Raw genomic sequence first — 21,074 nt, 5'->3', positions numbered from 1 at the left:
GACGCTTCCGCGAGGGGATTTTTCCTGCCTTACCGTTACGCGTGACCCAGCAACGCTTCCAATACTTTCTGCACTTTTACACCTGTCTCAAACGTAACCAGCCTGGCTTCCTTGCCTTCCAGAGCCAGCGCCAGCTCATCGAGCAACAGCGACAGACGGTCCTGCTCGGGCACGCCCGCTGCCTGAGGAGCTTCATTGTCTCTTCCGACAGACAGCTTGCTCCAGTTGACCACACTGAGCGTGCCTTTTGTACCGTAAATGCGGTAGTCCAAATGCTCCTGATGCGCGATACCCGCCAGCCCGTTGATCGTCACAGGCGTGCCGTCTGCCAGGCGCAAGAAGGCAGATACGCCTGTTTCACACGCTTGCGGATCTTCCGGATAGTCTACCTCCGAGCGGATCACCTGCAAGTCGCCAAACAAAGCGTACGTCAAATGGGTAAAATGCGGCAAAACCTCGCGGATGAAGCCGCCCTGCTCCCGACCGGACAGCCACGGCGTCTGCTGCCACGGGCGCGGCCATGTATGGAAATGAGTCAAAATGTCGATTCTGCGCACATCGCCGATCTCCTCCAGCCTGCGGCGCAGCTCCGGGAAAATGCCCTGATAGTAGAGCGGGAAATTCATCGCGTGTACGACACCTGCGTCTTTCGCTGCGGCCAGCATTTCCTCCGCTTCCCCAAGCGAGTTGGCGAGCGGCTTCTCGCACAGCAAATGCTTTTTGTGAGCCAGCACGTCCAAGGCAATCGCGTGGTGGAATTTTGGCGGAACAGCCAGATAGATGCAATCCAGCTCTTCTTTTGCGAGCAATTCCTTGTAATCGGTGTACCACGGCACGTCTCCGGATTTTTGCGCAGCCTCCTGGGCTCTTTCCGCCGAAACGTCACTGACTGCCGCTACACAAAATGTTTCGTGCGTGCGAATGGCGTTCATCATTCGTTCGCCCATGACTCCTGCGCCGATGACGCCCACTTTCCACTTGCTCTGGTTCATCTGTCTTTCCTCGCTTCCTGATGAAATACGTCTTTTTTGCACCTCCCCCATTTCTCCATTTGTCTGAAAATTCCTTGTAAAAAAACGAGATCGCGCAAAAAAGCTTTGCCAAAACCGCTACACGCAAGCCGGAGCCTCTTGCTGCTTCTCCACCCGCTCACGCTTCTTTTCCTTTTGCAGCGCCACGACGGTATAAAGCGACGGCACGACAATCAAAGTTAAAAGCATCGAGAACAGCAGCCCGGAAATAATCGTGATGGCCAGCGGTTTGAACAGCACGCTCCCGGAAATCGCCATCGGCGCAAGGCCAGCCACGGCTGCAAAAGTCGTCAGCAAAATCGGGCGCAACCGCGCTTTTCCAGCGCCGATCACCGCGTCTCGCAACCCCATGCCAGCGTGCCTTGCTTCTTCGATGAACTCGATCAGGACAATTCCGTTTCGCACGACAATTCCGGCCAAGGAGATAAACCCGGCTACTGTCATGAAGCCGATCGGCGTGTCGGTAATGAACAACCCGATCATGCTTCCGGCGATTGCCAGGTAGACTGTGCTCATCACCAAAGTCGGTATCGACAAGGAATTGAACTGCAACACAATCAACAGGAAGATGAGCAGCACAGCCACCACCGCGAGCAGCCCCAAATCGGCCAGCACGTCGCCTTCCTCCTCCGATTCACCCGTCACATTCCATGCGTAACCATCCGGCATTTCGACGTGTTCCAGCTTTTGCACCAGCTCGCTCATCACGTCATCCGCCGTGCGCCCCCGCACATCGCTCGTAATCGTGACACTGCGGGACATATTGTAGCGGGGAATGCTCTGGATGGACAAAGTCGGTTTCATTTCCGCTATTTGCGCCACCGGAATGAGCTGCCCTTGGCTATTCGGAACCGTAAGCTGGCTAAAAAGCTGCTGCGGAGTCATGTTCGCCTGATCAGCCAGCAAAGTCATGTCGATCAGCTTTTTCCCGTTGTCAAACTGTCCAACCGGGATGCCTTGACTGATCAGACGCAACGTTCTCGTCAAATCCGCTTCATGGACCAGCGCCTTGTCCATTTTCCCCTGCTCCACCTGGAATTGGAGGGAATATTGCGCATTCCCGAGCGTGTCATTGATATTGTAAGTTCCTTTCGTCTCTTTAATCATCGCTTTGACTTCCTCGGAAATCGCATACAGCTCGGACAAGTCATTTCCATACACGCGAATGGCGACCGGGCTGCCCGAATACATGCCCGCCTTCACGCTGTACGGAATGATATTCGCCTCCGGGTACAGTTCTTTCAGCTGCACAGTCCACGGCTCGACGACTTTGCGCGCATCCATCTGCGTATGGTCAAAGACGACGACGAGCTGCGCCATGTTTTCGCCTGTTCCGATCGACGGGGCACTCGTGATCATCTGCGGGGCAGCTCCCCCGACGAAGGCAGCCACCTTTTGAATGTGCGGCTGTTTGACAATCCAGTCGCTGGTGCCTTGGACGATCCGGTCGGTTTCCTGCAAATTGCTGCCGATCGGCATGTTTATGTTGACAATCATCTGCGGTCTGTCGTCATCCGGGAACAGCTGGATCGGAATAAACGCAGCCAGTCCGTAAAAGGCTGTAGCGACCAGCACCCCGATCACTCCCGTTTTCAACGGGTTTTTCAGCATCGCCGGCATGACTCGATCTCCGTACCAGCGGGTCAGCGCATCGATCTGCTTGCCCAAAAGTCCGGCTGGCTTGCGGTCTGCTGCCGTTTTTTTCGCGCGCTTGTTTTTTCGTCTCTCGTTCCACTCCCGGTAAATCGGGATGAGCGAGAGCGACATGATCATGGAGGCGGTCATCGTGAAAATGATGACGACTGGCACCGGAAAAATGAACTGCCCGGCATCGCCTGTCAAAAAAATGATCGGGCCAAATGCGCTGATCGTGGCAAATGTCGCCGTGACAATCGAAACGGCAACCTCTTTCGTGCCAAGCACAGCTGCCGTATACGGCTCCTCTCCAAGCACGGACAGCCTGCGCTCAATGTTGTCATTGACCACAACGGCGTCATCCACCAAAATCCCGAGAACGATGATCATGCCAAAGACACTCATCTGATTCAGCGTAATCCCGAGCAAAGGGAGAACAGCCATCCCTGACGCAAGCGAGATGGGGATCGCGAGGGCGACCATCATCGAAGTCGTCAAGTTCAAGCCGAGCATGCAAACGAACAGGACGGCCACAATCGCGATCAGCATTTCATGCAACAGCTCGGAAAACAAACTGTCGATCCGCTCCATCTGGGCGTAAACCGTTTCCTTTTTCGCCCACGAAGGCAGCTGCTCTTCTAAAGAATGCAGCTTCTCGTCGACCGCGCGCTGGACGCTCGGGACGTTGCTGCCCAGCTCGGCGTTGATGCTGACCGTGACGGCGGGCTTTCCGTTGTAGTACGTCTTGTATTCCACCCGTTTCGTACTGTCCAAAATCGTGGCGACATCTTGCAAATAGACGGGTACCCCCTGAGCAGTACGGGTCACGACCACTTTTCCGAGCGAAGTCGGATCGTAGCTGACAGGCATGGTCAGTTGGTATTGGCGTTTGTCGACATGTATGTCTCCGAGTGGAACCGTCTCGTTTTTCGTTTGAATCGCGTTCATGACTTGCGCCCAAGAAATGCCGTAATGCTGGAGCTTTTGCGCCTGTACGTTGACTTTCACTTCCTGCTCGGGCAATCCGAGGATCGAGACATCGGACACGCCCGGAACGGTGCGCAGCTGATCCTTCCACAGGTCGAGCGTATCGCGCAATTGCAGGATTTGTTCAAAAGAATCGGCGGTAATTTGGAACGACTGGATGAAAGTGCGGCTCATGTCATCATTGATGATCGGCTGCTCCGCCTCTTCCGGCAGGTCGGCTTCGGCGTCCTTCACTTTTTTCCGCATGTCTTCAAACACGGCTTTCGGTTTGGCATCATTTTCCGTCTGTACGGTAATGATCGACACCCCTGAACGCGACTCGGAGTTGATCGACTTGATCCCTTGCACTTCATTGATCTTCTCTTCCAGCTTTTTCGTGACGGTCTGCTCGATTTTTTGCGGAGTCGCTCCCGGATAGACCGTAGTCACTGTCGCGGTGCCGACGATGATGTCAGGCTGCTCCTGTCTCGGGAGCGAGAACAAGACGTAAACCCCCATCAAGATCAGCATCGCAAAAAAAACGAGCGTGATTTTTCGCTTCTTGATCAAAAATTCAATCATGCTTCACGCCTCCTTTGACAGTGACCTGATCCCCGTCGAGCAAGCGGTCTGCCCCGTCAGTGATCAAGACATCGCCCGCCGCTATCCCTGCTGTAATTTCCAGCTCGTTGTCGACATACTCCCCCAGCGTTACCGTCGTCTTGCGGGCTTTTCCTTCTGTCAAAAGGAAGACATAAGGTTCAGACCCGCGGCTGAAAACAGCTTGGGTCGGGATAAAAATCGCTGCTTTTTGCTCCAAGGTTCGTTTCGCACTGACCACTTGCCCGGCAAACCAGTCTTTGGCGGCATTGTCGACCACCACTTCCACGCCGATCGTGCCCGTCTGTTCATTCGTAGCCGGATAGATGTTCGTCACTTTGCCTTTGCGCTTGTTCCCGTACAGCGCAAGCTCGACCTCGTCGCCTGCCCGCCAGGATGAGATGTCTTGATCCGGCACAGGCAAAATCGTTTTCAACTGCTGGATGTTGCCGATGCGATACACGGGAGCACCCGGGCCTGCAAGCTGACCGACATCCGCCATTTTTGCCAGTACGGTTCCGGCAAAAGGCGCTTTCGCCTCGGTTTTCGCCAGTGTCGCCGCCGCCTGATTGCGTGCTGCCATCGCTCCTTGATAGCTCGCCTGCGTCGCGTTCACATCTTCCGCGCGCGCCCCTTCGACGACCAGAGAGTAGGTCGCTTTTGCCTGGAAAAGATCTTTTTCCGCCAGCTCCCGCGCATTTTTCGCCCGTTCAAACTCACTTTGCGAGATCGCCCCATTTTTATGTAGCTGCTCCATGCGGCGGTAATCGCTCTCGGCCTGCTGCAAAGAGATTTGCTTCGCTTCAACCGCTGCCTGCGCTTGCTGGACTTCTTCCTTGCGGGAGCCGTTTTTCGCTTTGGCCAATTGGGCGTTCGCGCCGTTTGCTTCTGCGTTTGCCATTGCGAGCTGGAGCGAGTAGTCCGTGGTGCCAAGCACCGCCAGAACGTCTCCCTTTTTAACCGAATCCCCCTCCTTGAACGGCATCCGTTTGATTTCCCCGGCAATTTCAAAAGCAACCGTCACCTCTTCTACAGGAGCAAGCGTGCCCGACAGCTCGCTCTCGGTACGGACAGTCTTCGTTTGAACGCGTTTCGTTTCCACCACTTTTGCATCCAGCCGGGTTTCCACGCTGCTTGCAGGCTGCTCCCCTGTTGTGCAAGCCGTTCCCACCAGCACAAGCGAGAGGAGCGCTACACTTCCCGCCGCTTTCCTGATCCATGCATTCATGTTCTCTTCACTCCTACTTAATTAGGTACATGCCCAAGCGCTGTCGGTTTAACGGAATGAATATTCATTCCGTTTTGTTCAAAAGAAAGATCAGAATCAATGAATTCTGATCGCATCCCAGCAAGCCTCTTCCACGCCTGCCAGCAATTCCGGTGTTTCCTCGATCTCGCCCGCCCGGCAAGACTTGTACAGCGATATAAACGCACCGTCAATAATCGCGATCAATGCGTCGGCAGGCAACGGACGAATGATTTCGTTTTTCTTCCCCTGGTCAATGAACTCATAAAAAAACGTGCGCAGGCGCATGTAAGCTGCCTGGCTTGCTTCGTCCAAATAGTAGCCATTGACATGGGAATCGACAAACAGCAAGGCCGTGAGATTTTTATTCGCATAGCTGACCAACTGCTTGGCAATATGAGCGAATTGCTTGCGCGAATCATGCGAGTCGTGCGGATAGCCCTGGTTCAGCGTCTCCAGCACATCGTTGACGCACTCTTGAAACAACGTGTTGACCAGCGCTTCCTTGTTTTCAAAATAGCGATACAGTGTCCCGGCGCCCACGCCTGCTTTGTCGACGATCATCGGAACAGTCGTGCCGTCGAAGCCTCGCTGTTCAAACAGAACCATCGCCGCTTCCAATATTAACTCCCGCTTTGTCTCAGACATGCCAGACCTCCTCACTTCGGAATGAATGTTCATTCCGTTTTGATTGTAATCAATTTCTCCTGAACCTGTCAAATCTTTCTTTCCTATCATCCGTTGACATGCAACCTTTTGGTTTCGTATACTGCAAAAAGCGAAACGTTTTGGTTTCGTTTCCATGTGCAAACTAGGAAACTACTTTCTTTTTACGGAGGCGTATTCATGTCCAACACCATTCCTGATATCGTTCAGACACAAGTATTTCAAGCTCCGCTGCAAAAAGTTTGGGATGCCGTCGCTACAGCAGACGGGATTGCCGCCTGGTTCATGCCAAACGATTTTCAGCCAGTAGCTGGACATGCCTTTACCATCCATTCCCCATACGGCGATTCTCCTTGCGTCGTGCAAGAAATTGACCCGCCGAACCGTCTCGTGTTCAAATGGGGCAAAGACTGGGTAATCACGTTCGCGTTAAAAGATTTGGGAGAAACAACAGAGTTCACACTGATTCATTCCGGTTGGTCTGCCGATACGGTAACGGAGTTTGGGGAAGGCCATGCCGTCGTCCGCGACCGGATGAACCAGGGCTGGGATTCTTCTGTGCTGCCTAAGCTGAAAGCGTATGTGGAAGCGTAAATGAGCAGCTCTGCCGCCAAGCATGACGTATTTCAAGCCATCGCCGATCCGACGCGCCGCAAGCTTTTGCAATTGCTGACCGATCAGGAAATGCCTGTGACCGCGATCAGCAGACACTTTCCGATCAGCCGCACTGCCGTTTCCAAGCATTTGCGCATTTTGTCCGAAGCAGGGCTGGTCAAGGAGCAGCGTGTAGGCCGCGAGACGAGGTATCGGATGCAACCGGAGCCGCTTGCCGAGCTGAAAAGCTGGCTGTCCTACTATGACCGCTTCTGGGACAACAAGCTGACCGCACTGAAACGGCTGGTGGAAGCCGAGCAGCCTGAGGATCATTCGCTGACAGGGCCGCGTCTTGTGGAAACCAAGCGGGATGAGTTGTAATGAAAAAAGGATAGGGAAAGCAGCATTCGTGCCGCTTCTCCCTATCCTTTTTGCTTATTCGATATGCAAGCCGAACGATTTTTCGCCAAAAGACACCGTCGCAAGCTCTTGCCCGGACGTGTACACCACATCGGACAGCAGCACGCTCTCCCGCAGCAAATGCTCAAAACGGTTCAGCGCTGTCCGCAGCTCCTCGTCGACCGCGAGTGTGACAACTACCCGTTTGTCGATCGGTAGCTCCATGCGCTTGCGGTAGTCCTGAATGACGCGGATCACTTCCCGCACCAGCCCTTCCTGGACAAGCTCCTCTGTCAGCTCCGTCGTCAGCGCAACGTGGATTTGATAGCCGGATGCGGAGGCAAAGCCTTGTTTTCCTTGCTTTTCGACGAGCAAGTCTTCGAGCGGAACGCGAATCGGCTCATCGTCCAGCACCACGTCCAGATGCCCCGACTCCATCACTTGCTTGGCTGCGGCTGGCAACAGTTCTTTCAAATGCGCTTGCAGCCCGCTTACGAGCTTGCCGTATTTTTTGCCAGCCACTTTCAGATTCAGCTTGAAATGATAGGTGACAAAACCGTCGTCGCTCTGTTCCAGACGAATGCTTTTCACATTGATTTCGTCCCGGATGATGCCGGCAAACTGGTCGAGGCGAAACGGTCGATCGAGCGAGACGATCAGCTCGGACAGCGGCTGACGCGTCTTGATTCCGGTTTCGTTGCGGATATTGCGGGCCAGCTCGACGATTTGTCTCGCCGTCTCCATGTCGCGCTCAAGCGCTTCGTCGCGTACGTCCTCGTTTACTTGCGGATAGTCTGCCAGATGAACGCTGCCCGCTTCGCCGAGATTGCCGTACATATCATCCGCGATCAGTGGAGCGTATGGCGCAATCATCCGCGCAAGTGTCAAAAGCACCTCGCGCAGCGTATGGTAAGCGGCGATTTTGTCGGCAGACAGGCCGCTTTCCCAGAAGCGGTCGCGCGAACGGCGGATGTACCAGTTGCTCAGCTCGTCGACGAATGCTTCAATCTGCTTCGCCGGATTCATGAAGTCGTACGTGTCCAGCCCTTTGCGCACATTTTTCAACGTCGTATGCAAGCGGGACAGTACCCAGCGATCCAGCTCGTTTTCAGACACGACCGCTGGATGCTGCTGTGGATCGAACTGGTCGATACCCGCGTACAGCGAGTAAAAGGCGTGCGTGTTGTGGATCGTATCGATCACCTTGAACTTCGCCTCGGCGACGATCCGCTTGGAAAAGCGCTTGCTGCTCCACGGCGCGCTGTCCGACAAAAGCGCCCAGCGGAATGCATCTGCCCCGAACTCCTCGATCACTTCCCACGGGTCGATTCCATTGCTTTTGCTCTTCGACATTTTTTGGCCGTGCTCATCCAATACGTGCCCGGTCGAGATGACCGCTTTGTACGGCGCTTGCCCGTTGTAAAGCGTGGAGACAGCCAACAGGCTGAAAAACCAGCCCCGCGTCTGATCGATCCCCTCCGAGATCATGTCGGCAGGGTATTGCTCCTGGAACTGCTTGTCGTCGCCAAACGGATGATGGTACTGGGCAAAAGGCATCGAACCGCTGTCAAACCAGACGTCGATGACTTCGGGGGTGCGCTCCATCACAGAGCCGCATGTACAGCGCAGCTTGACTTCATCCACATACGGCTTGTGCAGCTCCAGCGACTCGTCGATTGACACGGCTGCCTTCGCGCGCAGCTCTGCGATGCTTCCAGGCGCGTACTCGCTGCCGCAATCGTGACAAAGCCAGATGTTGAGCGGCGTTCCCCAATAGCGGTTGCGGCTGATGTTCCAGTCCACCAACTCTTCGAGAAAATTGCCGAACCGCCCTTCGCGCAAATGGCCCGGATACCATTCGACTTTGCTGTTGTTGGCGATCAGCTGATCCTTGATCGCCGTCGTCTGGATGAACCAGCTTTCCATCGCGTAGTAGAGCAAGGGCGACTTGCAGCGCCAGCAAAACGGATAGCTGTGCTCGTACCGTTCCTTGGAGAACAACAGTCCGCGATGGGCCAAGTCTTTGACGATGTCGACGTCGCACTCCTTGACGAAGCGCCCGGCAAAATCGGTAATTTGCTCCGTGTAACGCCCAGCCAGATTGATTACGTTCACGAAGTCCAGTCCGTGCTGACGGGTCGTGCGATAGTCGTCCTCTCCGTGGGCGGGAGCCGTATGGACGATCCCCGTCCCGCTCGTATCGCTGACATACTCGGCGTCGACGATGACATGCCCTTTTTCCACGCGGACGTAGCTGTACGGCGGCTCGTATTCCGTCCCGACAAATTCCGCCCCTTTGTGCGTCGACAACACTTCATATGCATCGGTGAACACTTTGTCTGCGAGATTTTTCGCGACGACGTACACTTCGCCGTTTTGCTTCGCGCGCACGTAGTCCAGCTCTTTGTTGACGGCGAGAGCCACGTTTGCCGGAAGCGTCCACGGCGTAGTCGTCCAGGCGAGAAACACTTCCTCCCCCTGCTTGCTGCGGAACTTGACCGTCGCGCTCAAATCTTTCACATCTTCGTAGCCTTGCGCTACTTCGTGAGAGCTGAGCGTCGTCTGGCAATCCGGGCAGTACGGACTGACGCGATGCCCTTTGTACAACAGCCCCTTTTTGTGGATCGTAGCCAAAATGTGCCAGACACTTTCGATGTAGTCGTTAGTGAGCGTCACGTACGGATGATTCATATCCGTCCAGTAGCCGATTGCCTCCGTCAGCTCCCGCCATTGCTTCTCGTACTCGAACACGCTCGCCTTGCAGCGCTCCACGAACTTCGCCACACCGTAGTTCTCGATCTCATGCTTCCCGGAGATGCCCAACTGCTTTTCCACGCCAAGCTCCACTGGCAAGCCATGCGTATCCCAGCCTGCTTTGCGCACGACGCGGTATCCGGACATCGTTTTGTAACGCCCGATGAAGTCTTTGATCACCCGCCCGAGCACGTGTCCGATATGCGGCTGACCATTTGCCGTCGGCGGCCCTTCGTAAAACACGTAGTTCGGTTTGCCGAGCCGATTGTCCATCGATTTTTGAAAGGTGCCATCCTCTTTCCATTGCGCCAGCACACGCAGCTCGCGTGCCCTCGCCTTTTCTTTGACGTCGACTTTTCTCATTTCACTCATCCCTCCTGCGATTGATGTCCGAAAACGCAAAAAATCCCGCCCCCGAAGGGACGAGATTTCATCTCGCGTTACCACCCTTGTTCCGAAACGATCACGAAAACGTGACGCTTCGACACCTCTGCTACGTACCATCATACGCGCCCCTTGTAACGGCGGGGTCCCGGGTCAGCTTACTTTGTTGCGCTTCAGCTTTCCTTCTCGGAGAGGATTTTCGGCTAAGTCTTGAACGTTGGCTTTCAGCACTAGGCCAACTCTCTGGGGAACAAGGGGTTTAGCGTACTCTTTCTCGTCAATGAATTTGATCAGTTCAATTCGTACCTTCTTTTTACATCAGTTTTCCAGCTTTGTCAAGAAACGAAAGCAAGCGGTCTGTTACGCCGCGACCCGCTTCAAGCTTCTGCGGCTTTCCACGCGCGACAGGAACAAGCTTAGGACAAGGACGATCGCTCCGAACAAGTACGGTGCGTTCACATGCATTCCGTACAAAGTCCCCGCCACAGCCGGGCCAAAAATGTTGCCCAGACTCATGTAGGCGTTGTTCATCCCGGCGACAAAGCCTTGTTCATCCCCGGCCCGCTTGGAGATGAGCGTATTGATCGCCGGACGCATGATCGAGGTCAAGGTGAAGAACAACACAGTCAAGACGAGCATATACCAGAAGTTCCCTGACAAAAGCATCAGCACCATCGTGACCGCCGAGCTGAAAAACGTCCAGTTGATCAGCTTCTTTTCTCCAAAACGGGAGATCAGCTTCCCGATCAGCATAGCCTGCACAATCGTTCCAGCCAACGCTCCGACCGTGATGATGATCGAGATGTCACGCGGCGTATAGCCGAACTTCGCATCTACGAAGAGCGGAAAAATTACTTCAAAGTTCGCCAGCCCGAAAGTCATCGTAAAAATCAGCACGAGCATGATGAAATACGACGACTGGAAAGACTTGCCGAGTTGCAGGAAAATATTTTCTTTCTTCTGCTCCGAACGGCGGGCTGCCAGCTGTTTGTCTTTTGGCAATGATTCAGACAAAAAGAGCACGGAGCCGATCGTCGCCACGGCCCCTACCGCCGCGGAAATGTAAAACGGCATCCGCAGCCCAAGCTCGGCGAGAAAACCGCCGATCCCCGGCCCGATCACGAACCCGAGAGACATCGCCGCGCCGAGCAGTCCCAAGCCTTTTCCGCGCTTGTCCTCGGTCGTAATATCGGCGACGTACGCGAGCATGGAAGGAATCATCGAAGCGGCGCCGATTCCCCCGATCAAACGGGAGAGGTAGAGCACCCATGTCTGTTCGGCCAGGGCAAACACCAGATTCGAAATCGTAAACAACACCAGGCCGGAGACGATCATGATTTTCCGACCGTATTTGTCCGACCACTCTCCCGCGATCGGAGAGAACAGAAACTGCGTCAAACCAAACGCTGCCACCAGGTAGCCAGCCGTCTTCCCGCCTGCTCCAAATTCTTTCAAAAACTCGGGCAAAATCGGGATAATCAAGCCGATTCCGAGCATGGCAATAAACATGTTCATCATCAAAAAGAGAATCGGTCGCCCGCTATTCTCTGCATTTTCACTTTTCATTGATCCAATCCTATCCTGTTTATTTTTTCTCTTTACGCTTTGAGCCTCGCCTTCACGCTTTCGATCACGGTGCGCCACACCGCAGGATCAGTCGTGATCGTTTCCTTGAACGTCCGATACAACTGCTTTTGCTTCTCCTCAAAATCCGGCGCATCGGTCGCAGGCAGCGTCGCCCGCGCAGTCGTGATCATTTCCTGCACCTCTGGCGAGCGCGGCCCCCAGACACAAGCTTCGTAACCATCCTGGTCGAGGAAAACGAAAATCGGGATCGCCCGCGCTGTACCGTTCGTCAAGTATTGGTCCATCAGCTCCAGATTCTCGTCGCGAATGAGGAAGCGCAGCTCGATATTGCTTTCTTCCGCGATGCGTTGAATGACCGGAACGCACAACGCCGCATCTCCACACCAGTCGGCTGTCAGCACGATGCCTTTCCAGTTGCGCGCGGACAGATCCTTCCAAAACGCGAGATCTTCCTCGCTGAACGTCAGCTGCTCGTAGACGCGGCTCAACTCTTGCTTGTTCACATTCATGCTGTCGCGATACTGCTCAAATGTCATTCCTTTTTCAAACCAACTGCTCTGATTCACGTTAGACATAATGGGTACTCCTCCTCTATATGCAAAAATGATAAATCATTGCTCCCAAATCGCTGACGTGCCCAGGCGATTTCGCACAGAAAAATGTCTGGCCTTGCCCGTTTGCACCTCAGTTGCCGAGTCCCGCACCGCTTCTGCTTTTGCCGCAAGCTCCAGGAACCACGCTTTGTCGCGAATGAGCAGCGACAGGTCGATCAAATCATGCAAAGATTCCAGATCGTCAAAAGTGCCTGTCGGCATGCGCTCCAGCCATTGCAACGGGATGGTCACGATCTTGCCCACCGTGTTTTCGTTGTCGCATTTGACGACGTAGACTTTCGCAATGCCCCGCAATGAATCGACGGTTTCCACGAAGCCTTGAACCAACTCGCCATGCTTGGTCTTGCCCAATACCCAATCACTGATTTCCAGCAACTGTTCCCGATTCATACGAACGCACCACCTTAAAATGTAGTAAAAATAGTTACAGTTTCCAGTCAAACAAGTCGCTTCGTCTGCTTTGCTTATTCGCTGACCTGATCCTGACACGTGCTTTGACGAATTTTATCCAGAACGCTCTGAATGGTAAGCTGCTCCAAATACTTCGTGTAGTACAGCTCTGCTTCCGTAAAAATTTGATCCATCACGTTGTGGATATTCGCAGACACCAGGCAGGCTTCTTTCGGGTCACCCGAACACCAATGCGGCTTCAAGGTTCCTTTTGACATGGAATGGTAAATCTCGGCCAGTGTCACTGCATGCGGATCGCAAGCCAAAATGTATCCGCCGCCTACGCCTTCTTTTGTCTTCACAAATCCGTTTTTTCGCAGGATACCCATAATTTTGCGTATTCTGGCAGGATTGGTGCACACGTTTTGCGCGATGAGCTCACTGCTTGCCATATGTCCCGGTATATGAGCCAACAAGGCCAAGCTGTGAACAGCTATCGTAAACTCACTATTCACGTCTGAGACGGCCCCCTCCGAAAGAGTACTGTAATCATAATTCTTACAGTTAAGAATGTCAACAATTGCGGGAGGCGTAACTGTATTCCAAATATGCTGGTTTTTCTTTTGCAGTGGTTGTGGTGGCGGGCTTGAGCGGGAGGAAGCCTTGGTCTGGTGCTCTGGCTCTAGCTGATGCTCTGGCTTCCGTTCTGGTTTCCTCTTCCCCTCTCATGCTCATACTGTTTAAATCAGCTTGACCAACACGATTTCGTCGCGAATCGGAATCCCGTTGTCCGCGATCAGCGGAATCTCCGGCTTGATCGCCCGCGCTTTTTCCACAGCGTTGACATGCAGCTCGTGAAACTGATAGCCGCGCCGCTGATAAAAGCCGAGCGCATGCAAGTTGTCATTGGTCGTCACCAGCTTCATCCGCTCGCAGCCCGCTTCCTTCGCCGCCTGCTCCGCTCTCGCCAAAAGGGCAGAGCCGATCCCCCTGTTTTCCGCCAGGCTGTCCAGCGAAATGATTTCGCACTCGGTCTGCTCCAGCACATAGCTGACATACCCCTGGATCGCGCCATCCGCGCCGATGTGCGCATAGCCGTCCAGCTCGTCACATGTAAAAATGCCGCTTCCGATCACCATTTGCGGACTTCCCCAGTTGGTGATGAAAAAGTCCGTAATGACGCTTTTCGAAAGTTCGCTTGCCGCTATGATGTTCATGCTCTGCACCTCTTTAGCCGTTTCGATTCTCCCGTATGCTAGGGCCGCACTTGCAGCAGTACCTTTCCTGTGCTCTGTCTGCTTTCTACCCATGCGTGGGCGTTTGCCGCCTCTTCCAGCGAAAACACTTTGCCGATCTTGACGTCGAGCTGTCCTTTTGCCAAAAAGTCGATCACTTGCCGGGCTGTATCCTGCAAAAGATGCGGACGCAGCTTCCGCGTCGTACCGAAGCTGAAACCGAGCACCGAGCGGCAGCTTGCATGCAGATCAAGCGTGCGAATTTGCCCGATTTCTCCGCTCGCATTGCCAAAATGCACGAGTCGGCCGTACCAGGCGAGACATTCGATGCTTCGCTCGCTCACCCGGCCGGAGATCGAGTCCAAAATGACGTCAGCGCCAGCCCCGTCCGTCAGCTCGCGTACTTTTTCCACAAAGTCTTCCGTGTCGTGGCAAATGGCATGATCCGCTCCGGCAGCCAAAGCGACTGCGGCTTTTGCCGCGCTGCCCACGCTCCCGATGACGCGCCCCGCTCCGAGAAGCTTGGCCAACTGAATCGCCGTCGTGCCGATCCCGCCCGCCGCCGCGTGGATCAGCACCGTTTCTCCTTCGGCCAAACGGGCGACTTTTGCCAGCAACTGATAGGAAGTAAACGACACCACAGGGCAAGCTGCGGCTGTTTCCGTGCTGATCGAGTCGGGAATCGCGAAGGTGAGCGCCTCATCGGCAACGACGTATTCCGCATACGAGCCGTTCGCCGGAAACGCGATCACGCGCTGCCCGACGCGCAAATTTTTCACTTCTGACCCGACTTCTTCAATTACTCCTGTCGCATCCAGTCCGGGAATAAACGGCAGCTTGGCTGCTCCCTTTTTGCCGTAGCGCGACTTGATATCGGCAAAATTGACACTCGCCATCTCCACGCGAATGAGCACTTGCACAGCTGAAATCTTCGGTATATCCACGTCCGTGTACTGCATCGTTTCCGGGCCGCCCAGTTGTGTTACCAAGATCGCCTTCATGAACATGCCTCCCATGCTGATTGGTCGCTCTTTTACTTCCGCATGAGCTTCCGATTCCCTGCCAGTTCCTGCCGATCAGACGCAAAAAACCGCTCAAGGCGTGAACGGTTTCTCGCTTTTTTATGCTTTTATGCTTGCAAAATGCCCAAGATTTCCGCCTTTTTCCGCGCAAACTCTTCGTCGGCAAGCACGGGCGCAAACTCGCTGCGCGGCAAGTCTGCGAGCAAATCGTGCCACGACTTGCACCCCTGGTAAGCGGCCTCAATCGGAATCACGACCGGCTGCGCCAGACGGTACATGCGGACGAACAAAATATGCAGCGGCTGCTTCTTTTTCCAGTGCAGGCGCACATCCGCAAAGTTGTCTGTCCAGATGTGGTAAGGCGAGAGCGCGCGCAGCTTGGCTTCGTCCATCAGCTCCACATCGTCGGTCACTTCGGCAAAATATTCGATGGAGACGGTCGTCTGATCACTCGACCAGCCTGCAAGCGTCGCATCCAGCAAATGGTGGTAAGCTGGCTTCACCATGTCGCGCTTCTGATGCTCGTAAGTAGGGTACAAGTAAAACAGATTGTTTTCCAATCGAAATTCTCGTGTTTCTTCGTATAACCCGCCCTTGCGGATCGTAATGATCTGCTCGCCTTCCCCGAGCGCTTTGACAGCGACCGCCCATTCCTTCAGGCTCAAGGGGGATTGCGGCTGTACGATCGTCTGCATGCAGTACGTCTCCCTTCTCTCTGTCAGAATCGTTTGATGACCATAGTCTAGCTTAATTCCGACTAAAAGGGAAGACATTTACAGCAATTGATTGACTTGCTGCACAGCGCGATGCAAACGCTCTTCATAGTCACCTGTAATCGTCACGTAAGCAATGCCCCGCTCATCCAGCATCCGGCACAGCTTTTGGTGATTGTCCAGACGGATTTGCTCAGCGCCGTGGACGCGCAGGCCGTCATCAATCCAGGCGACATCCGGCGCGAGGAGCAGCCACAAATCGTAATGCTGTTCGCGCGCGATTTCGTCCAGCACCGGAAAGGAAGTCCCTGTGTAAAGCTCTGAATAAAACTGCGTGACGATCGCTTCCGTATCGATGAACAACAGCTTGTTGGCCCGCTGGAGCGCTTCGTATTCCTTCATTTTATGCCCGTAGGCGATGTGCGGGAAATACTCTTTCGTCAAAATCGTGTCGCAGCCGCCCACCTCTTCGCAAATCGTGCGGCCGTACTCCTCGACAAACACAGTGTTGTAGATTTTGGCGAGATAGCGGGTCAGCGTCGACTTGCCGCAGCTTTCCGTCCCGACGACGACCACCTTTTTCACAAAGAAAGGCTGAGCCACGGCCGGAATGTGCTGCCAATGGGCGAAGACGCCCTCGTTTCTGATCCGGGTAGCCGAGATCGGCACCTGACTGCGCGCACCATCGAGCACGACGTGTTTGGCGTCCGGGTACAAGCGGCGAAAAATCGGATCATACGACTGCTCCGAGCTGAAGACGAAATCGATCGGCTTGCCGATTTTGCGCTTGATGTCGGCAGCGCCCGCCTGCCAATCGTACGTCTCGTCGCTCTCCGCGCCATCCTCCACCGCAATTACCCGCACATTTTCCATATCCTTGACCAGTGTCGACAGCCAGCGCAGCCTGACCTCGTACGGTATCGGCTTCATCCCCGCCGCTTCGCACAGCTTTTGATCGCGAACGGGGCTGTGCGAGAGCACCACGTACAGCTCGTCGCAGCGGCACGCCGCCTGGGTAATGGCGTAGACGTGCCCTTGGTGCAACGGCAAAAACTTGCCGCCGATAAAGCCTACGGTACCCATAGCTGCCCCTCCTTTTGCGCGCGATATTGGCGAATCCAGTTCAGCAGGCCGTAAAGCGCATTGACCAGGTAAGCCGACCACATGACGAGAATCGAGATGTCATTGCCGTCCGCGAGAAAAGCGACCACCCACATGTAAATCGTGAACAAGTCGATGATGACCCAGACAACCCACTGCTCTACCAGCCGTTTCACCATGAAAATCATCGCCACAATCGAGAGAACGGCTGTCAGCGAATCGATGAAGGGCAAGGCTCCGCCCAGCTGTTTCAGCACAAATCCGTAGGCGACCGTAGCGACTACGCACAGCACGCTCCACCAAATGCGTTCAGACGAGCGCAATACGGCTATTTTGACGTCGTTTTGCTTTTGCTCCGACACTTTGTTCTTGCGCCACATGATCAGGCCGATAAACTGCATCGGCAAAAAATAGAGCAGGTTCAGCATCACTTCGCCATAATACTTTTGCCCATACGCGACGAAGGCGTACAAAATCACATTGACGATGCCCGGATAGTAGTTGAACGTCTTGCCTTTGGCGACCAGCACGACACTCAGCATCCCGGTCAATGACGCGCACAAGCCGATCCACGTATCATCGAGCGCTACGTACAAATAGACGGTGACAAGCGTAAACGAAGCCAGCCAAATCCGCTCGAACCAATTCCAGTCTGCCAAAAACCGGCGACTCATTGCGATCATGCGAATCTCTCCTTGAACGCCCGCAGGTTTTCCTGCCGCGCCGAATGGTCATAGATGGCGAAGACGATCTGGTCAAACAGCGGCGCGTACTCTTCATGCAGCAGCACCTGGGCAAAGTAGTCCGCCACATCCCGGGCGTGATTGCGAAAGACGCCGCAGCCGTAAGCGCCCAAAATGATTGTGCGTTTCTCGTGCATCGCAGCCAGGCGCAGCACTTTTCGGATGCGCTCTTTCATTACAGTTGCGATTAGGCTGACATTTTCCGGTTCGCGCTCGCGGACTACTCCCGCGTTCACAGCCGGAGCGGTGACAAACGACAGCAGGTACGGCTCATCCAGCAGTTCGTCTGCCTCGTTGCGGATCACGGGCACGTCGGGCGAGTAAATCATGTAGTCGGAATAAAAGCATGTTTTCAATTGGCGATTGTACTGGTACATTTCCTCCATTTGCACCAGGCACGGATACAGTCCGGACGCCCGGGCCAAGCTTTCCTCCTGCGCCTGGCTCCCGCCGAGAAAGCCGCCGCCCGGATTTTTCGCCGAAGCGAAGTTCAGGCAGAGCGTATCGCTGCGCTTTTCCCGCACAATGAGCCTTTCCGCTGCCCCCAAGCTCGACTCGGAGGTCACCTGGATCGAGCCTCGGCCCGTTCTCGCTACCCCTGCCGCCGAGTTCTCGGTCAAATCATCTGGACGATACAACAGAGTGCCGCTGACTGCTGTCGCAAGCTCGGCTGCGATCTGCACTTTTTGTCCGCGGCGATTCACGTACTCGCCTTGCTCCAATATGTGCAACGTTTCGTGGGCCGTTTTTGCGCGGCCGCCACGGTTGTTTCCCTGGCTCATCGTTTCTTCTCTCCCTGCTTGCGCCTATGACTGTTCCATCCACTCCGGGTTGAAGCGATAGTATTTGGATGGACGGTGTCCGGCATGTTTTCTGTATTGGTTCGTTTCCAGCACTTTGTCTGCCACCTTCCGGCGAAATGCCGCTGCGAGCAGCTCCTTGCCCAAAATGACTTCATACACCTGTTGCAGCTCGCTCAACGTAAACAGCTCCGGCATCAAGGCAAACGCGATATCGGTGTATTCAATCTTGCCGCGTAGCCGCTCCAGCGCGTACTGGATCAGCTTGGCGTGATCGAACGCGATATTGCCAGCGTCCACAATCTCGCGCTTCTCCTGCACGATCCGGTTGGCGATCGTCTTCGTAATCTTGATCGTGGCAGACAGTTCTTCCTTGGCATTGACCAGCCGCAGCTCCAGCCATTTTTCTGTCACCGTGCCGTTCTCTGTCGCCGTTTTCGTTTCCTTCAGCCACTTGTCCTCGATGCGAAACCACTCTGCCTCGTCCGCGTCATCCCCTGCCTGCAAACTGAGAGTCGAGCTATCGACCAAAGCCATGTAGGAAGTGCTGATGACTCGCATGCGCGGATCACGCCCGACGTCTCCCCACGTGTACAGCTGTTCCAGGTAAATGTTCTGGATGTTCGTTTCCGTAAACAACTCGCGCTTGGCCGCATCCTCCAAACTTTCGCGCGGCGAGACAAACCCGCCCGGCAGCGCCCATTGGCCCAAAAACGGATGTTCTCCGCGCTTCACGAGCAAGATTTGCAACGATTTGGGCGAGAGCTTGCGGTAGTTTTCTTCCTGTTCGTCCACTACGGTGAAAATAAGCATATCGACTGTCACGGACGGCCGCTCGAACTGGCTGGCATCGTACGTGCGCAAATACTCCTGCTCGGTCTGACCTCTTTTATTGACAAGCGGTTTATCGGTCATGGAAATAAAATCACCTCTGTAAAAAATCGCTTATTGTTACGCACGTTTTGTTATTAACAAAATGTTATTATCAATTTGTTTTCATCATATTACTGCTTCCTGTTTTTGGTGTCAAGCAAAAACAACAGCAAAAAGCCCCCTGTCAGGACATCCTAACAGGAGGCTTTCGTATGTTTCGATGGTTAAGCCGCTCTTGCTTCGGCTTTCACTTCTTGAATGTACTGCTCTGCTTTTTGTTGGTCAAACTGGCCTTCCCAACGGGAGATGACGACAGCAGCCAACGCGTTTCCTACCACGTTGACGACGGTGCGAGCCATGTCCAGCAGTCGGTCGACACCAGCGATAAAGGCGAGTCCTTCCAGCGGAATCCCTACGGAACCGAGAGTCGCAAGCAATACGACAAACGATACGCCTGGAACACCGGCAATCCCTTTGGAAGTTACCATGAGCACAAGCATCAGCGTAATTTGAGCGCTGATCGGCATATCAATGCCGTACATTTGGGCAATGAACAAAGCAGCCAGTGCCTGGTACAAGGTCGAGCCATCCAAGTTGAAGGAGTAGCCCGTCGGAACGACAAAGGAAGTAATCGCCTTTGGACAGCCCATTTTCTCCATCTTTTCCATGATCTTCGGCAGTACCGTCTCCGAACTGGACGTGGAGTAGGCCAGCAACAGCTCGTCCTTCAAAATGCGAAGAATCGACGTGATCTTGACTCCGCTGATGCGGGCGATCGTTCCCAGTACGACGAGGATGAAGAACAGCATCGCCAGGTGAACGAGGATGACCAGTTTTCCCAATGGAACAAGGGACGACAAGCCAAACTTGGATACCGTCACCCCGATCAGGGCGAATACACCGAATGGGGCAAAGCGCATGATCGCGTTTACAACCCAGAACATCGCATCGGCAACTCCCTGGAAGAAGGCGAGCACGGGCTTTCCTTTATCCCCGGCAGCGGCAACACCAAGTCCAAACAAGACAGAGAAGAAAATAATGGCCAACATGTCTCCGCGGACAATGGCATCGAATATGTTTTTCGGAACGATATTTACGAATGTGTCAATCATGCTGTGACTTTGCGTCGTTTCCGCTGTCTCAACATACGTATGAATGTCTGTTTTCGTCAGATGGGACATGTCGACGCCCACACCCGGCTGGAACAGGTTGGCGGCCAAAAGACCGACCACAATGGCAATCGTGGTAACGATTTCAAAATAGAGGATGGTTTTTCCGCCGATTTTACCGAGCTTCTTGATGTCTCCGACTCCCGCTACCCCAACGATCAGAGTGGCAATGACAATCGGAACGACAATCATTTTGATCAGCCGCAAAAATACATCGCCAATAGGCTGCAAATAGGTCGCCACTGCCGGGTTGCCATAGAAGATGGCACCCACCAGGATACCCAGAATGAGTCCGAGGACAATTTGAATCGCTAACCCAAACCGCTTCATTCTGACACCTCGCTAGTATAGTTTGAAAAGAATGGTTTGTCACACTATATACACATCCGTCTGAAACGAAGTGTTATATAGATGAGAATCATATCATGTTTTTTTGGCTACCCTGTTTTTTTCTATTCTTTTTATTTCTCTTTATTTTTTGACAACCAGTTCTTTTTCCGCAATTAGCGGGCAGATTGTGCTCGGTTCGGCAAAAATGCTAAAATAAGCCTA

Annotated in this window: 19 protein-coding genes and 1 other annotated feature; of the genes, 2 read left to right on the top strand and 17 right to left on the bottom strand. The window is 54.0% G+C overall.

The window, feature by feature from the left end; all coding sequences use genetic code 11:
- Nucleotides 1-35: 35 nt before the first annotated feature.
- The 4 genes from NST23_RS07770 to NST23_RS07755 all read right to left on the bottom strand — a co-directional run bounded on the left by NST23_RS07770 (nucleotide 36) and on the right by NST23_RS07755 (nucleotide 6,126).
- Nucleotides 36-992, bottom strand: a complete 957-nt coding sequence (locus NST23_RS07770; RefSeq protein WP_122963078.1) for a Gfo/Idh/MocA family protein — start codon at nucleotides 990-992, stop codon at nucleotides 36-38.
- Nucleotides 993-1,109: 117 nt separating this feature from the next.
- On the bottom strand, nucleotides 1,110-4,214 hold the full coding sequence (locus NST23_RS07765; protein ID WP_340963475.1) for an efflux RND transporter permease subunit: 3,105 nt from the start codon (nucleotides 4,212-4,214) through the stop codon (nucleotides 1,110-1,112).
- On the bottom strand, nucleotides 4,207-5,460 hold the full coding sequence (locus NST23_RS07760; protein ID WP_340963473.1) for an efflux RND transporter periplasmic adaptor subunit: 1,254 nt from the start codon (nucleotides 5,458-5,460) through the stop codon (nucleotides 4,207-4,209). Before NST23_RS07760 ends, NST23_RS07765 begins: the two co-directional genes overlap by 8 nt.
- Nucleotides 5,461-5,556: 96 nt before the next feature.
- Nucleotides 5,557-6,126, bottom strand: coding sequence for a TetR/AcrR family transcriptional regulator (locus tag NST23_RS07755; RefSeq protein ID WP_217021930.1), 570 nt, complete (start codon nucleotides 6,124-6,126; stop codon nucleotides 5,557-5,559).
- A 198-nt stretch (nucleotides 6,127-6,324) separates the two neighbouring features.
- Between NST23_RS07755 and NST23_RS07750 the strand changes: the two genes are divergently transcribed.
- Nucleotides 6,325-6,738 (top strand): SRPBCC family protein, encoded by a 414-nt coding sequence (locus tag NST23_RS07750; protein ID WP_122963074.1) that lies wholly within the window; start codon nucleotides 6,325-6,327, stop codon nucleotides 6,736-6,738.
- Nucleotides 6,739-7,119, top strand: coding sequence for an ArsR/SmtB family transcription factor (locus NST23_RS07745; RefSeq protein WP_122963073.1), 381 nt, complete (start codon nucleotides 6,739-6,741; stop codon nucleotides 7,117-7,119).
- A gap of 54 nt (nucleotides 7,120-7,173) precedes the next feature.
- On the opposite strand, the gene ileS is transcribed toward NST23_RS07745, so the two are convergent.
- From ileS to NST23_RS07680, 13 genes are all read right to left on the bottom strand, one after another.
- Nucleotides 7,174-10,254, bottom strand: a complete 3,081-nt coding sequence (ileS, locus tag NST23_RS07740; protein ID WP_340963471.1) for an isoleucine--tRNA ligase — start codon at nucleotides 10,252-10,254, stop codon at nucleotides 7,174-7,176.
- 52 nt (nucleotides 10,255-10,306) lie between these two features.
- Nucleotides 10,307-10,565: a binding site (T-box leader), on the bottom strand.
- A 70-nt stretch (nucleotides 10,566-10,635) separates the two neighbouring features.
- Entirely contained in the window at nucleotides 10,636-11,841 is a 1,206-nt protein-coding gene (locus NST23_RS07735) for an MFS transporter (protein WP_122963071.1), read from the bottom strand.
- A gap of 32 nt (nucleotides 11,842-11,873) precedes the next feature.
- Nucleotides 11,874-12,437, bottom strand: a complete 564-nt coding sequence (locus tag NST23_RS07730) for a thioredoxin family protein (protein WP_340963468.1) — start codon at nucleotides 12,435-12,437, stop codon at nucleotides 11,874-11,876.
- 36 nt (nucleotides 12,438-12,473) lie between these two features.
- Nucleotides 12,474-12,866, bottom strand: coding sequence for a hypothetical protein (locus tag NST23_RS07725; RefSeq protein WP_340963466.1), 393 nt, complete (start codon nucleotides 12,864-12,866; stop codon nucleotides 12,474-12,476).
- Nucleotides 12,867-12,940: 74 nt separating this feature from the next.
- Complete coding sequence (locus NST23_RS07720) at nucleotides 12,941-13,381, bottom strand: Rrf2 family transcriptional regulator (RefSeq protein WP_122963068.1); 441 nt, start codon at nucleotides 13,379-13,381, stop codon at nucleotides 12,941-12,943.
- 225 nt (nucleotides 13,382-13,606) lie between these two features.
- Nucleotides 13,607-14,083, bottom strand: a complete 477-nt coding sequence (locus NST23_RS07715) for a GNAT family N-acetyltransferase (protein ID WP_173598381.1) — start codon at nucleotides 14,081-14,083, stop codon at nucleotides 13,607-13,609.
- Nucleotides 14,084-14,121: 38 nt separating this feature from the next.
- Nucleotides 14,122-15,102, bottom strand: coding sequence for a quinone oxidoreductase family protein (locus NST23_RS07710; protein WP_340963463.1), 981 nt, complete (start codon nucleotides 15,100-15,102; stop codon nucleotides 14,122-14,124).
- A 128-nt stretch (nucleotides 15,103-15,230) separates the two neighbouring features.
- Complete coding sequence (locus tag NST23_RS07705; protein ID WP_122963065.1) at nucleotides 15,231-15,818, bottom strand: DUF1802 family protein; 588 nt, start codon at nucleotides 15,816-15,818, stop codon at nucleotides 15,231-15,233.
- Nucleotides 15,819-15,896: 78 nt separating this feature from the next.
- On the bottom strand, nucleotides 15,897-16,919 hold the full coding sequence (gene nadR, locus NST23_RS07700) for a multifunctional transcriptional regulator/nicotinamide-nucleotide adenylyltransferase/ribosylnicotinamide kinase NadR (protein ID WP_173596173.1): 1,023 nt from the start codon (nucleotides 16,917-16,919) through the stop codon (nucleotides 15,897-15,899).
- The gene (gene pnuC / locus NST23_RS07695; protein ID WP_122963063.1) at nucleotides 16,907-17,620 is read right to left on the bottom strand and encodes a nicotinamide riboside transporter PnuC; all 714 of its coding nucleotides are present in this window, start codon (nucleotides 17,618-17,620) and stop codon (nucleotides 16,907-16,909) included. Before pnuC ends, nadR begins: the two co-directional genes overlap by 13 nt.
- Nucleotides 17,617-18,462 (bottom strand): TIGR02452 family protein, encoded by an 846-nt coding sequence (locus NST23_RS07690; protein ID WP_340963461.1) that lies wholly within the window; start codon nucleotides 18,460-18,462, stop codon nucleotides 17,617-17,619. The genes pnuC and NST23_RS07690 overlap by 4 nt, the downstream gene beginning before the upstream one ends.
- A gap of 24 nt (nucleotides 18,463-18,486) precedes the next feature.
- Entirely contained in the window at nucleotides 18,487-19,395 is a 909-nt protein-coding gene (locus NST23_RS07685; RefSeq protein WP_122963061.1) for an NUDIX hydrolase, read from the bottom strand.
- A gap of 182 nt (nucleotides 19,396-19,577) precedes the next feature.
- A complete protein-coding gene (locus NST23_RS07680) occupies nucleotides 19,578-20,852 on the bottom strand; it encodes a cation:dicarboxylate symporter family transporter (protein ID WP_122963060.1) in 1,275 nt (424 codons plus the stop codon).
- Nucleotides 20,853-21,074: the final 222 nt, after the last annotated feature.

The sequence above is a fragment of the Brevibacillus sp. FSL K6-0770 genome (assembly GCF_038000275.1).
GTDB lineage: Bacteria > Bacillota > Bacilli > Brevibacillales > Brevibacillaceae > Brevibacillus > Brevibacillus parabrevis.
The sequence above is the reverse complement of the archived record's forward strand: the minus strand, read 5'-3'. Positions and strand labels throughout refer to the sequence as shown.